This is a genomic window from Kribbella jejuensis (assembly GCF_006715085.1).
GTDB classification, from domain to species: Bacteria; Actinomycetota; Actinomycetes; order Propionibacteriales; family Kribbellaceae; genus Kribbella; species Kribbella jejuensis.
Genome location: NZ_VFMM01000002.1, coordinates 338,435 through 352,337, shown reverse-complemented (window position 1 = coordinate 352,337; position 13,903 = coordinate 338,435). Strand labels below are relative to the sequence as shown.

Here is a 13,903-nt window from a genome sequence, read left to right as displayed (position 1 = left end):
ACAAGGGGATCCGGCTTTGAAAACTGTCCGAGGGCGTGGGTAACGTTGCGGGCATGGAGATTCTCGGCGTCCTGGATGGGCGATCGGTGGTGTCGCTGAGCGACGCCGAGCTCCTGCCTGCCTTCGACGCGGTGGACGCCGAGATCAACGCACTCGAGCACCTCCGGGTACAGCTGATCGCCCGCATCGAGGACACCGGCTACGCCCAGGAGGTCGGCGCCCGCGACGCTGTCGAACTGGTCTCCAAGCGCTACCGCCGCGACCGCGCCGAGACCTGGCGCGACGTACGCCTGGCGAAAGCCCTGCCCAGGTACAACGCCATCTCCGACGCACTCACCCACGGCATCGAACCCCCCACCGAAGCCGCCACCCCAGACAACCCCAACGACCACGTAGCCGCTGACGGCCCCGCCACCCTTGACGGCTCCGGTGACCTTGACCGCCCCGTCGCCCTTGACTGTGCGGTCGCCCCCGGCGACACCGGCGCTCTCGACGGCACCGTCGCCCTTGACCGTCCCGCGGCCCTCGACCGCCCCGCCGCGCTTGACGGCCCTGGTGACCTTGACTGTGCGGTCGCCCCCAGCGACACCGGCACTCCCGAGGGCACCGGCGTTTCGCAGCTCGGCGACGGCGGTGCCAATGCCTCGGTCAGCGGGTCCGGGCCGCGTGCATTTCGCCCGATGCGAACCGCGCAGGCGGCGGCGATCGTCTCCGAGCTGGAGCGGGTCCGTTCGCGCGTACCGGTCGAGCACCTGGACGTCGTCGAGGAGCAGTTCGTCGGACTGGCGCTGCACATGTCACCGGCCGAACTGCGCTCCGCGGCCCGGGAAGTCTGCGACCTACTGGACTCCGACGGCCCCGAACCCGAAGAGCAAAAAGCCGCCGCCCGCGAATCCCTCACACTGACCGCAGCCGACCGAGGCGTGAAGTTCAAGGGCTTCCTGGCCAACGAGAACGCCGAACTCCTCCGCGCCATAGTCCACGCCGGCGCCCGCCCCCACAAGACCCCCGACGGCGAACAAGACCCCCGCTCCCGCGACAAACGCCAAGCAGACGCCCTCTCCACCGCCCTGAGCGTCGCCGCCGCCGCGTGGGACACCAACACAGCGGCAACTCCTCCGCCGACAGATGAACCGATGGCCGCTCCAACGACCGACTGCTCCGCGAATGCGGCGGATCCACAGGCTTCTCGGCGCGGAGAGTGCGTGCCCGGGTACGGCGCAAAGGCGAACATCACCGTCACCATCGACCTCGACGACCTGAAAACCGCCACCGCGGACGCGATCGGCCAGACCGTCTACAGCAACGGCCTGTCCGCGGCCGCCATTCGGCGACTGGCCTGCGACGCCGGCATCATCCCGATCGTCCTAGGCTCCAACTCCGAACCCCTGGACGTCGGCCGCTGCGAACGCCTGGTGACGAAGCACATCCGCCGAGCCCTGAACGCCCGCGACCGCGGCTGCCTAGTCTGCGGCGCCCCACCGATCATGTGTGACGCCCACCACCTGATCCACTGGCTGGACGGCGGCATCACAGCAATCACCAACCTCGCCCTACTGAGGCTGTCGCGCGAATCCTCGGGGCCGGGGGTTGGTCGTGTGTTCGGCGGTCCGGGGGTGCTGCCCCTGCCGGTCAGGCGGGGGTGGCTTGTTGGAGTTTGAGGAGGTTGTGGACGGTGCAGATGAGGCGCCATTCGCTGTGCACGGCCGGAAGGCTGCGGCGGGCGAAGCGCCGGAATCGGAGGTTGTGCTTGATGTTGCCGAACACGGGTTCGATGCTCGAGGCCCGTTGCTTGTAGAGTTCGGCGTTGCCGGGGTCGGCGAGTTTGGTGTCCATCGTTTTGCGGGCGACCGTTGGATCGGTGGCTTCGCCGCGGACGTGGGCAAGCATTGCGTTGATGCGGGTGTCGGAGACGGTGAGCTCGTCGCGGGCGGCGCGTTTGGACATCTCCCCGCGGGCGACTTGTTCGATGACCGGGATCCATTCGGCGGGTTCGGGTTCGGCGCTTCGGGTGATGCGTTGCCCGTCGTTTCCGAAGTACCGCTTGGTCATGTCCCGCACCCAGGTGTAGGAGACACCGAGGATCTCGCCGGCCTTGCGTTGTGACAACTCGCCACGGTTGACCTTGGCCAGGACCGCGAGCTTGTCGTCGTCGGGCTTGTCTGCCTTGCGCCATGAGGGTTTCTTCGTCGCGATGAGCACCTCGGCACCAACACCGGTGGTGCCGTTCGCAGCCGTCCAGTAACCGGCATCGGCCACGAACGCCCCGACCCCGTCGTTGTGTCCGGCGTCGGTCAGGTTCTCGCTCACCGCGGTGGCCATCGGCACGAAGTGGGGTTGATCGTTGGTGGTTGCGGTGACCTCGGCCGCGACCACGATCTGAGCAGTCGTGGCAGCTGTTTGGGCGTTGTAGCCCTGCATGACACCCTTCGACGCCTGAGCAATGATCCGCGAGTGCGGATCGGTGGTGTTGGCCCGCCGCGGCTTCGAGCGCCGAGCGGCGTCTTCCTTGGGTTTGGGGCCGGTCAGCTTTCGTCCCAGCCCGGCCTCCTTCTTCGCGCGCTCAGCCATCCGGGACTCGTAGTCGCGCGACTTCTGCGACTCCAGCTCATCGAGCGCGGCACGGATCCGGGCCCGACGATCCCGGCCTCCCGCCCACTCGACGGGAAGCTCGTCGCCGCGGGCATCGCCATGCTCAGCGTCCTCGGCCTCATCGACCGCGGCAGCCTCGGCCAAGACCGCCTTGGCGACCTCACGCGCCGCATCGACCAGATCGCCAGGATCCATCTGGCCGGCCTGGCTGTGCTCGGCCATCGCAGTGAGTTCCTTGGCCAGGGCTTTGCCTTCGCGGTTGGCGAAAAACGATGCATTCGCGGCGATCTTGGTGCCGTCGATCGCGACCACGCCGGCATCAACCAGACCGGCCTTCACACACAAACCAAGGACCTGCCCGAACAACCCGGCAATCGCTTCTTGATGACGCGCCCGAAACCGCGCGATCGTCGCGTGATCGGGCTGCTGGTTCGCCGCCACCACCCGATAGGCGACGTCCTCGACCAGACGCCGCTCGACCCGGCGCGAAGACCGCTCACCAGTGCAATACGCGTACAGCAACACAGCAAGCATCATCGCCGGGTCGTAGACCGAACCACCCCGCCCGTCAGCCCGATACGCCGCGAAGAACTCCGCCAGATCCAGCTCGGCCACCGTGTCCAGCACGAAGAACGCCAGATGATCCCCAGGCAGCCACTCCCGCACCGAAGGCGGCATCAACATCAACTGATCCACGTCGCCACAACGCACATTCACAGCCACACCAAATACTCCCGCGAAACCCCAGCCAGACCCCGCAGGCGCGCGATTCGTGCGACAGCCTCTACTGTGCCGCCGCCACCACGTAGACGTACACAACGACCGCTGGACCATCACGTTCACCAACGGCCACCCCCAAGTAGCCCGCCCCACCTGGGCCGACCCACCACCCCTGCCCCACCCAAGACCAGCCACAATCAACCCCCTCAAACCCCACACCACCCCAGACCCCCCGCCCCCGCCTACCCCGAGCCCCAACCCACCACCCCCCAATCCCCCGCACTCAAAATCACCAACACCCAACCCGTGGCCAGACACCCCCGGCCAAAACAGCCCTGCCCACCCAGCACCCACCATCCCCAGCCGCTGGCGCGCAAACCCAACCACCTACACCGAAGCCGCCCGCTTCGCAGTCTGGAACGGACCCCCCGCGACCACCCCCACCACAGACCCCCCATCCTTCGCGACCATCTGACCACCCCACCTCCCGCTCCGCTTCCAGAAACTGAGTGATGGACTGACTGCTGGCTGACACCTCCCCGGATTCCGCGGCCCCCGGCGGCGCCCCCGGGCCGACTCGCTGACTGACCGAAGTGCAGACTGACTGACTGACGGGCCCCCTTGCCGATCGACACCTCCCGGCCTGCCCCAACCGACCGCCCCCGGGCCGACCTGCTGGCCGACCGACCGACGGGCTCCCTCGCCGGCCGACACCTGCCCGGCCTGCCCCAACCGACCGCCCCCCGGGCCGACCTGCTGGCCGACTGACTCGCTGGCTTACTCGCTGGCTGGCTCGCTGGCTTGCTGGCTTGCTGATTGACTGACGGGCTGCCTCGCCGGCTGACACCTGCCCGGACTGCCCCACCGACGGCGCCCCCGAGCCGACTTGCTGGCTGACTTTGCTGGCTGACTTTGCTGGCTGACTTTGCTGGCTGACTTTGCTGGCTGACTTTGCTGGCTGACTTTGCTGGCTGACTTGCTGGCTGACTGATGGGCTGCCCTGCCGGCGACACCTGCCTGGATTGCGCAAACCGACAGCGCTGCCTAGCCGACTTGCTCTGTGACCGACTGCTGGCTGATCGGCTGACTGACCGACGGGCCTGCGGGCCGGCCAGCCGGTGGGCCTGCGGGCTGACGATGGCGCCTGCAAGCGCGCCGACCTCCTCCAAGACGGACAGCCGGACGAGGCGACAGCCCGGTCCTCGGCCTTACATCCACGGGGTGACGAGCTGCCAGGTCCTCCGCCGCCACTTCCCCGCCAGCCAACTGTTCCCACGGAGCACATCACCTCGCAGCTTTCCCCGGGTAGGTGCTCGGTTGCCAGCCCGTCCTCGCGTAGGTGCTCGGCTGTCAGCTCTTTCTCGGGTGGCTGCTTGGTAGCTCTTCCTTGGGGGTGGTTGGTTGTTAGGGGGTGCGGGTGGCGGGGGCTGGGTCTGTGTTTGGGGGGATCCATTCGTGGACCGTCAGCGGGTCGCCGACGGTTATGGTGCCGGGGGTTAGTACGGCGGCTTTGATGCCGAAGCTGACGCCGCCGCCGTAGGTGGGTTCGCGGCGGTAGGTGGCCAGGGTTCGGGTCGGTTCGGGGCCGGACTTGGTGCCGGTGGACTGGTCGACGGTTGGTACAGCGCAGCGGATGCCGCGGGCGGAGTAGCCGATTTCCACGGTGCCGGCGGTCATCCGGAGTACCGAGTCCTCGGTGTGCGCGTCGGGCCAGCCGGCGATGACGATGTTCGGGCGGAAGCGGTTCATCGGGATCGGGTTGCCGCCGTGTTCGAGGATGCGGGCGTTCAGGCCGTCGAGGGACGACTGCGACGTGATCATCAGCGCGTGCGCGTCGCCGTACCCGGTGAAGCCGCGGTGTGCGCCCCAGCCGGGGCGTTCATGCTCGGGCGTCACCCGGACCAGCGCGGCCGGTACGCCGAGACGCTCGGTGAACCACGCGTCGGCGGCCGGGTCCTGTACGACACCTTGGCCGAACCATTTGCCGAAGAGGCTGACGTCGCGGCGCTTTCCGTCGTACCGGATGTCGACCTCGAGCTCGGGGTCGTTCGGTCCGGAGAGGCGGAGGGTACCGCCGTTCACCGCGGCCTGCAGCGTGGCCATCGCGGGGAGTTTGCGTTGGCTGAGGAACGTGCCGTCGGGCTCGACGAGCATGAACAGGCGGTCGTTCAGCAGGCCGGTCGGGCCGACTTCGGCGGAGTCGACGGGTATCCCGGCGAGGCCTTTCACCGGGTAGTAGTTCAAGGCGGCAACCTTCGCGACAGACACGTGGTCAAGCGTAACCGGCGCTTGCTCTGTTGAATCATGTTGAGTTATGTTTGAATACGTGGAGGATGTCGAAGAGTTCGCTGACGCGTTGCAACGGGTACGGCGGAATGCTGGGCTGACGTACCGCGAGCTGGCGGAGCGGGCGCACTACTCCCATGCGCATCTCATCCGCGCCACCAGCGGCAAGCAACTGCCGACGTGGGAGGTGGCGGCCGCGTACCTGACGGGCTGCGGAGTACCCGCGGATCTGATGCCGGTATGGCGCCGGCGCTGGGAGGAGGCCGCGCGCGACCCGCGCGACGTGGTCGCTCTGCTCGAGCACGCCCAAACCCTTGAGCACCTGGGCGCTGCTGTCGCCGTACTCACCCGGCCGCGCTCGCTGCGGACCCTCCAGCAGACCACCGGCATTCCGCGCGCGACCATTCAAGCCTGGCTCCGAGGCACCCGCCTCCCAAGCCGCGACCGCCTCGACCACCTCGTCCGCTCCGTCGGCGGCACACCAGCCGAACGCTCCGCCGTAGCCCGCACACTGTCGCGTCTCAGCACAACCGAACGAACCCCAGCCACCATCCGATAAACGCGACCAGCATGCACCCACCGACCGGTCATAGGCGCGGAGCGGGCGGCAGATGCGCGGCGGCAGGCGGCTGACACCAGATGGGCGGGCCGTAGGTGGCAGGCGGCTGCTGCGCGGTGGCAGGCGGGCGGTGGCAGGTGCGCGACAGCAGGTGGGCGACAGCAGGTGGGCGGTGGCAGGTGGGCGGTGGCAGGTGCGCGGCAGCAGTTGGCTGGCACCAGATATGCGGGCCGTAGGTGGGCGCCGGCTGGTGCGCAGCAGATGGGCGACGACAGGTGGGCGGCGGGGGGGTTAGGTGCGGAAGACTGCGGCGGGGGCTTGGGGGGTGGGGTAGGAGTCGGCGTCGGTTAGGGGTTTGGCTTTTCCGGCCAGTTCGGTGAGGGGGGCTACGTCGTACGGGGGCTGGGCTTGGCGGCCGGCATCGGTGAGGGTGGGGAGGGGGTGGGGGGAGGCTACGAGGATGACGTTGCCGAAGGATTTGCCGCGGAGGATTTTTCGTTCGGCCAGGACTGCGCCGGGGCCGATGGTGGAGAGGACTGTCGCGGCTGTTCGGCGGATGAAGGGTAGGCCGGCTTGGCCGTCGATCAGGTTGGCTATCAGTACGCCGGTCGGGCGCAGGACGCGGGCGCATTCGGTGAAGAACTCAGACGTCACGAGGTTCGCGGGTACCGCCTCGTGTTCGAACGCGTCGAGGATCACCACGTCCATCGAGTCGTCGTACAGCTCCACGATCCCGGCCCGGCCGGTCACCGGGCGGACCTTGATGCCGGACCGTTTCGGCAGCGGCAGCGTCTCGCGGACGAATTCGGTCAGGTCCTCGTCCGGCTCGAGGACGATCTGGCGCGAGCGTGGCCGGGTCGCGGCGACGTACCGCGGCAGGCTGAGGGCGGCGCCGCCGATATGGACGACGGCGATCGGCTGACGTCGCGGCGCGATCGCGTCCATGACGTCGCCGATCCGGCGCATGTACTCGAACGGCAGGTGGGCGGGATCCGCGAGGTCGACCTGGGACTGCGGCGTCCCGTCGACCCGCAGTACGAACGTGCCGTCGGCTTGCGCCTCGACGCTGGCGAGCCCGGAGGCAGTCCTACGTTCCACCCGCCCATCCTCGCCCACCGACCCGCCCTCCACCCCAGCACCCTCCGCCCCAACACCCTCCGGCTCCCCCGGCACCCTCCACCGCAGCACCCTCCGGCTCCCCCGGCACCCTCCGCCCCGGCACCCTCCGCCCCAGCACCCTCCGCCCCAGCACCCTCCGCGGCAACACCCTCCGGCTCCCCCGGCACCCTCCGCCCCGGCACCCTCCGCCCCGGCACCCTCCGCCCCAGCACCCTCCGCCCCAGCACCCTCCGCGGCAACACCCTCCGGCTCCCCCGGCACCCTCCGCCCCGGCACCCTCCGCCCCAGCACCCTCCGCCCCAGCACCCTCCGCCCCAGCACCCTCCGCCCCAGCACCCTCCGCGGCAACACCCTCCGGGCAGCACTCGCCGCGGCAGCACTCGCCGCGGCATCACCCTCCGCGGCAGCACCCTCCGCGCCAGCACCCTCCACCGCAGCACCCTCCGCGGCAACACCCTCCACCGCAGCACCCTCCGCGGCAACACCCTCCACCGCAGCACCCTCCGCGGCAACACCCGCCGCCCCGGCACCCTCCGCCCCAGCACCCTCCGCCCCGCACCCTCCGCCGCAGCACCCTCCACCGCAGCACCCTCCGAGCAGCACACGCCGCGGCAGCACCCTCCGCGGCAACACCCGCCGCCCCAGCACCCTCCGCCCCGCACCCTCCGCCCCGCACCCTCCGCCCCGCACCCTCCACCGCAGCACCCTCCACCGCAGCACCCTCCGCGGCAACACCCGCCGCAGCACCCTCCGCGGCAACACCCGCCGCAGCACCCTCCGCGGCAACACCCGCCGCAGCACCCTCCGCGGCAGCACTCGCCGCGGCGCACCCCCAACAACCCACTCCCGACCCCACCTTGCGCCTGGGTACCTGGTTCGGGTGTGCAGCACTCGCCGCGGCATCACCCTCCGCGGCAGCACCTGCCGGTTCAGCAGTTAGCTGGTCTCGCGGTCCTCGGCTGCCGCGACGTCGGTGTTGTCGGTGAATAGGCCGTCGATGCCGGCGCGGCGGTACGCCGCGATCTCGGCGAACAGGTTGCCCGCGTCCGACGGGACCGCCGAGCTGTCGAACTCGGCCGGCAGGAACGTGTTCTCGACGCGGAACGTGTACGGGTGCACGACCAGCCCGGCCCGGTGCGCGTTCGCGACCAGCGCGGTCGGCGTACCGAGCTTGCCGGTCGCGTCGACCGGGATGACCTGGTCCTTCGACGGACCGACACCATCGGCGTACGTCGCGACGTCGCGCAGACCGGCCGCGCTGACGATGTCGGCGTACGTGCGCTTGTCGCCGGAGACCACGAAGTCGTACGGCGCTCCGCTCGCGCTGGTCAGCTGCACCAGCGGGACCCGCAGCTCGCGACGCAACGCCTTGAGGTTCCCGACCTCGAAGGACTGCACGTAGACCTTGGCGCCGCGCCGGTTCAGGCCGTTGCGGTTCAATGCCTTCACCAGCTCAGGCTCCAGCGGGAGACCCTGGGCGCGGAAGTACGTCGGGTGCTTGGTCTCGGGGTAGATGCCGATCGGCCGGCCGAGCTCCTTGGACAGCCGCTTCGACAGGTCGATGACCTCCTGGAACGTGGGGATCTGGTACCGCCCGTTGAAGACCGTGTTGTGCTGCCGGATCGCCGGAATCCGCTCGACCGCGCGCAGTGTCTTCAGTTCGGCCAGCGTGAAGTCCTCGGTGAACCAGCCGGTGGTGGCGACGCCGTCGAGCACCTTCGTCTTCTTGCGGTCCTTGAACTCCGGGTGGTTCGCGACGTCCGTCGTACCGCCGATCTCCGGCTCGTGCCGGGCGACCAGCACGTGGTCCTTGGTGCTGACCAGGTCCGGCTCGATGAAGTCGGCCCCCATCCGGGCAGCCAGCTCGTACGACGCCAACGTGTGCTCGGGCCGGTACCCGGACGCGCCCCGATGACCCACGATCACGAATGCGTCGTGCTGACCGGCAACAGCAACAGGAGACGAGGCAGGTACGGCGATCGCCGCCGCGACCGCCAACGCCGCGACCGGCAACCACCGGTGGGACAGCTTCATCAGGTACTCCTCACACGTCAGGGGACTCTCAGCTCACCCTCAGGCACGGCGTCGGCCTCATCAGGTACGCCGGATGGCCGATCGGTGAACGATCCATCGGGGTGTGAGGTAATCGCCCCGCCCCCAGCGTTGGTACCGAGCACGTGGCTTGCTAGCGTCCCAAGCACCACAAAGCACAAAGGAGCGAGTCGTGAGCACTACACCGGTGAAGGTGGCCGTTACCGGGGCCGCGGGGAATATCGGCTACAGCCTGCTGTTCCGGATCGCGAGCGGTGCGCTGCTCGGGCCCGACACCCCGGTGGAGCTGCGGCTGCTGGAGATCACCCCGGCGCTGAAGGCCCTCGAGGGTGTCGTGATGGAGCTCGACGACAGCGCGTTCCCGACGCTGGCCGGGATCGAGATCGGCGACGACCCGAACAAGGTGTTCGACGGCGTCAACGTCGCGCTGCTCGTCGGCGCGCGGCCGCGGACGAAGGGCATGGAGCGCGGTGACCTGCTGGAGGCCAACGGCGCGATCTTCACCGTCCAGGGCAAGGCGCTGAACGACCACGCCGCCGACGACATCCGGATCACCGTCACCGGCAACCCGGCGAACACCAACGCGCTGATCGCGAAGAGCAACGCGCCCGACATCCCGGCCGAGCGGTTCTCCGCGCTGACCCGGCTGGACCACAACCGGGCGCTGGCGCAGCTGGCGAAGAAGGCCGGCGTGCACGTCACCGACCTGAAGAAGATGACGATCTGGGGCAACCACTCCGCGACCCAGTACCCGGACATCTTCCACGCCGAAGTGGCCGGCAAGAACGCCGCCGAGGTCGTGAACGACCAGGCCTGGCTGGAGAACGACTTCCTGCCGACTGTGCAGAAGCGCGGCGCCGCGATCATCGAGGCCCGGGGCGCGTCCTCGGCCGCCTCCGCCGCGGCCGCCACGATCGACCACACCCGCGACTGGCTGAAGGGCACCGCCGCGGGCGACTGGACCTCGATGGCGGTCGTCTCCGACGGTTCGTACGACGTACCCGAGGGCCTGATCTCGTCGTTCCCGGTGACCACCAAGGACGGCAACTGGGAGATCGTCCAGGGCCTGGACATCAACGAGTTCTCCCGCGGCAAGATCGACGCCTCGACCGCCGAGCTCGGCGAGGAGCGCGACGCGGTGAAGGACCTCGGCCTGATCGGCTGACACCAGCAGAACAGAAGGCCCCCGGGACCAGTTCAGATCCCGGGGGCCTTCCGCCGTTCTCACCGCAGTTGGTACGCCCTGACCACCGTCAGGTCCGTCTGGTTCCCGGAGCCGTCGGCCAGGTGCGAGCGCACCGAGATCGACGAACCGGCCGGGGTCTCGAAGATCGCCGTGTACCGGCCGTGGCCGATCGGCACCGCCGCGGCGTTGTGCCAGGTCTTGCCGTCGTCGCCGGACACCTGCACGGTCAGCTTCCGGATCGCCGGCAACTGCTGCCCGTCCTGCGGGTCGACCACCACCGGCAGCACGGTGATCGGCTTGCGCACGGCCCGGTTGTGGTCGTCCACCTTCGGCTGGAAACGGATCCCCAGCAACGGCAGCCTGGTCGCGGTAGAGGTCGCCGCCGACGTGAACGTCCAGCGCAGGTCCATCCTGGTCGACGACGGACCGGCGGACTGCGTCTGCGTCGACTCCAGCGTGTACGCCGTCTTCGCCGCCGGCAGACCGCTCGCCTCGATGTAACCGAAGTACGGCGACTCCGCGACAACCTTGCCGTCGTGCAGCAGCTTGCTCGACTGCGAGTCGGCGGCGATGAAGCCACGGTTGCCGTCCGCGTCGGCGTGCCCGTACGCGGACAGGTACAGGTCGCCGCCGGTACGGACCGCCTCGCCGGGCGCGGTCGTGAACGCCGCCGCGTTGAACCGTTCGCGGTACGGCTTGGCGCGGTACGCCGTCGACGGCGACAGCAGCGTGCTGAGCGTCTCGGGGAACGGGTTGTTCGGATCGGTGCTCGGCACCACCTCGTCCACCTCGGTCTGCCAGCGAGCCGGCTTGGCGTCGGCGTACAGCGTGGTGGTCAGCGGCGCCTTGCCGTACATCAGCACGATCGCCCAACCGCCGCTCATGCCCGGCGCCACACCCTGCACGATCCGCTGGAGCGGGTGATCGCTGGTGGCGTTGACGGCCTGCGCGACCGCGGCCTGCTCGGTCGGCTTCACCGCGCGCATGAACCCGGTCGGGAAGACGCCCGGGAACGAGTTCGCCTGACCGACGAGGTACGGCGAGTTGTCGAAGCTGCCCTCTGCGTCCTGCTGCGCCCACTGCGACGCGACGTGCCCGGTCAACTGCGCCGGCGGCAGGACAGCGGATCCCACCTGCGCGCTGTAGATGTCGTCGAAGCCGAACGACAAGCCCGCATAGCTCAGGCCGTACGCGCCGTCCGCGGACGCGCGGTCGAAGCCGACGTCGGCGAGGGCCGCCTTGGCGCCGACCTGCGGCACGGTCACCTTGACCGGTTTCGCCGTCCGCGCGTCGAACACGACCGTGGTGTCCTTCGTGAGCTGGATCGACGGCTGCACGAGGCCGTAGCTGGCGACGCTGCCGTCGGACTTCTCGACGAACTGGCTGTTCTGCACCAAGTACTCGCCCTTCAGCAACCGCAGCTTGAGCGTTTCGCTACCGTCACCGATGAACTGGAAGAGGTTCTGGCTCAGCCCCAGCAGTACGCCGTCGAAGGCCGTCGGCTTGCCGTCGACGCCGATCGCCTTCAGCGTGAGGTTGTAGCTCTCCTTCTCCTTCTCCACACCGATTCCGGACGTGACGCTGACGTCGCCGCCGGTCGCTGTGATCCGGCCCGAGTACAGGCCGTCGGCGCCGTCGTGCTTGGTGTTCGAGGTCGCCTGGACCGACGCCGTACCACCGGCCGGAACGGTCACCGTGGTCGCGCTCAGCCTCAGCGCACCGGCTGGAGCGGGCGCGCCGTCCGGAGCGTTGAGGTTCGCGGCCAGCTTGAGCGTGACGGCCTTGTCGCCGAGGTTGCGGTACGTCAGCGTCTTGGTCACCGGTGTGTCGTCGCCGTGCGGCCACACCGCCGTACCGAAGGAGAGGTCGCCGGGTTCCGCGATCACGGTCTGTTTGATGCCCTTGGCAACATCCACGCGTCCGGCGCCCTGCTCGAACGCGGTCTGGTCCGCGGCCGGCTTGGCCGAACCCATCAGCGCGCCCTTGAGCTCGGCGGCCTTCCAGGTCGGGTGTTCCTGGGCGAGGATCGCGGCCGACCCGGCGACGTGCGGGGTCGCCATCGACGTACCGTCGAGCCGGAGGTACCGGTCGCCGACCGGCTCGCCTATCACGGAGTCCTGCGCCTTCGCCGCGACGATCGAGACGCCGGGCGCGCTGATGTCCGGCTTCACCGCCCCGTCGCCGATCCGCGGACCGCGGCTGGAGAAGTCGGCCAGCCCGTTCTGCTTGTCGACCGCGCCGACGGTGAGCGCGGACTCCGCGCTGCCGGGCGAGCCGATCGTCCGCTCGCCGGGACCGTCGTTGCCGGCCGCGATCACGAACAACGTGCCGGTCTCGGCGGTCAGCCGGTTCACCGCCTCCTCGAGCGGGTCGATCTCCGGGGTGTCGGTGCTGCCGAGGCTGAGGTTGACGATCTTCGCCTTGACGTCCTTCGCGGCCCACTCCATCCCGGCCACGATCGCGGAGTCCTGGCAGCTGCCGCCGTCGTCGCAGACCTTGCCGTCGTAGAGCCGCGCGTCCGGTGCGACGCCCTTGTACTTGCCGCTCGACGCGGCCGCCGTACCGGCGATCGTCGACGCCACGTGGGTGCCGTGGCCGAAGTGATCGCCGTCCGGGGAGTCGGTGAAGTTCTTCATCCCGACGACCTGGGTCGCCAGGTCCGGGTGCGACTTGTCGATGCCCGTGTCGAGGACCGCGACCGGGACGCCTTTGCCGGTGTAGCCGGCCTTCCAGGCGGTCGGCGCGCCGATCTGCGGGACCGATTGGTCCAGCGTGACCTGGCGTTTGCCGTCCAGCCAGACCTTGTCGATGCCGGCGTCGTCCAGCACCTTCGAGTCCTTCGTCGCCGCCAGCGCGGCGCCGTTGATCGCGGGCAATTGACGCGCGCCCGGTACGGCGGCCCGCCTGCCCTTGTACGTCACGATCAGCGGCACGGCGTCGTCGTACCCGTCCTTGATCAGGCCGGTCACGTCGAACAGGCGGGCGTCCAGCCTCCCCTCGGCGAGCCGCGCGCGGACGTCGGACGGTACGACGTACAGGTGGTCCTTCTGCCGGTACGAACTGAACGCAACATGGGTCCGGCCCTTGCCGGGCTGGATCGTCGCGCGGGCGGGGTCGCCGCCCTGCAGGGTGACCCGGTCGCCTGTGATCAGCGTGATGCTGCGGTCGGATCCTTTCGGCTTCGCGGCTGGTGGGGTCTGCGGTCCGGCTGATGCTTGGCCCGGGGCGGACAGCCCGAGCCCCAGAGCGGCGACCGAGGCGACGGCGGCTAGGCCGAAGCGCCTCGATCGTGGTGTGGCTACCACGATGAGTCCCTCCCGATCGTTGTCCTCACATGGGGTCGCGCTGGACCACTTACAGAGCGGAGCCGCGCGACCACTCACCGGTAG

General features: G+C 69.4%; 8 protein-coding genes. 3 read left to right on the top strand and 5 right to left on the bottom strand.

Translation table 11 applies throughout. The features are described from left to right. Window positions 1-53 precede the first annotated feature (53 nt). Entirely contained in the window at window positions 54-1,661 is a 1,608-nt protein-coding gene (locus tag FB475_RS38160; RefSeq protein ID WP_141858390.1) for an HNH endonuclease signature motif containing protein, read from the top strand. Here the strand turns inward: FB475_RS38160 and FB475_RS21605 are convergent. Both FB475_RS21605 and FB475_RS21600 read right to left on the bottom strand, forming a co-directional pair. Beyond that, window positions 1,633-3,315: an IS1182 family transposase gene (locus FB475_RS21605; protein WP_238332091.1), complete on the bottom strand. Its 1,683-nt coding sequence runs from the start codon at window positions 3,313-3,315 to the stop codon at window positions 1,633-1,635. The two genes, FB475_RS38160 and FB475_RS21605, sit on opposite strands and share 29 nt — an antisense overlap. Before the next feature lie 1,401 nt (window positions 3,316-4,716). Beyond that, window positions 4,717-5,580, bottom strand: coding sequence for an MOSC domain-containing protein (locus FB475_RS21600; RefSeq protein ID WP_141858388.1), 864 nt, complete (start codon window positions 5,578-5,580; stop codon window positions 4,717-4,719). 58 nt (window positions 5,581-5,638) lie between these two features. Between FB475_RS21600 and FB475_RS21595 the strand changes: the two genes are divergently transcribed. Next, complete coding sequence (locus FB475_RS21595) at window positions 5,639-6,157, top strand: helix-turn-helix domain-containing protein (protein ID WP_185759386.1); 519 nt, start codon at window positions 5,639-5,641, stop codon at window positions 6,155-6,157. Between the two features lie 291 nt (window positions 6,158-6,448). On the opposite strand, the gene FB475_RS21585 is transcribed toward FB475_RS21595, so the two are convergent. Further along, a complete protein-coding gene (locus FB475_RS21585; protein WP_141858386.1) occupies window positions 6,449-7,255 on the bottom strand; it encodes a spermidine synthase in 807 nt (268 codons plus the stop codon). A 957-nt stretch (window positions 7,256-8,212) separates the two neighbouring features. Further along, window positions 8,213-9,310 carry a glycerophosphodiester phosphodiesterase gene (locus FB475_RS21580; protein WP_141858385.1) on the bottom strand — a complete coding sequence of 366 codons (1,098 nt, stop codon included), beginning with the start codon at window positions 9,308-9,310 and terminating at the stop codon, window positions 8,213-8,215. Between the two features lie 190 nt (window positions 9,311-9,500). Here FB475_RS21580 and FB475_RS21575 point away from each other — a divergent pair, with 190 nt between their 5' ends. Next, complete coding sequence (locus FB475_RS21575) at window positions 9,501-10,493, top strand: malate dehydrogenase (RefSeq protein WP_141858384.1); 993 nt, start codon at window positions 9,501-9,503, stop codon at window positions 10,491-10,493. A 59-nt stretch (window positions 10,494-10,552) separates the two neighbouring features. On the opposite strand, the gene FB475_RS21570 is transcribed toward FB475_RS21575, so the two are convergent. Beyond that, entirely contained in the window at window positions 10,553-13,819 is a 3,267-nt protein-coding gene (locus tag FB475_RS21570) for a S8 family peptidase (RefSeq protein WP_141858383.1), read from the bottom strand. Window positions 13,820-13,903: the final 84 nt, after the last annotated feature.

Coding starts and splice junctions, on each gene's coding strand:
- FB475_RS38160 (WP_141858390.1), top strand. CDS start 54: ATGGAGATTCTCGGCGTCCTGGATGGGCGATCGGTGGTGTCGCTGAGC.
- FB475_RS21580 (WP_141858385.1), bottom strand. CDS start 9,310: ATGAAGCTGTCCCACCGGTGGTTGCCGGTCGCGGCGTTGGCGGTCGCG.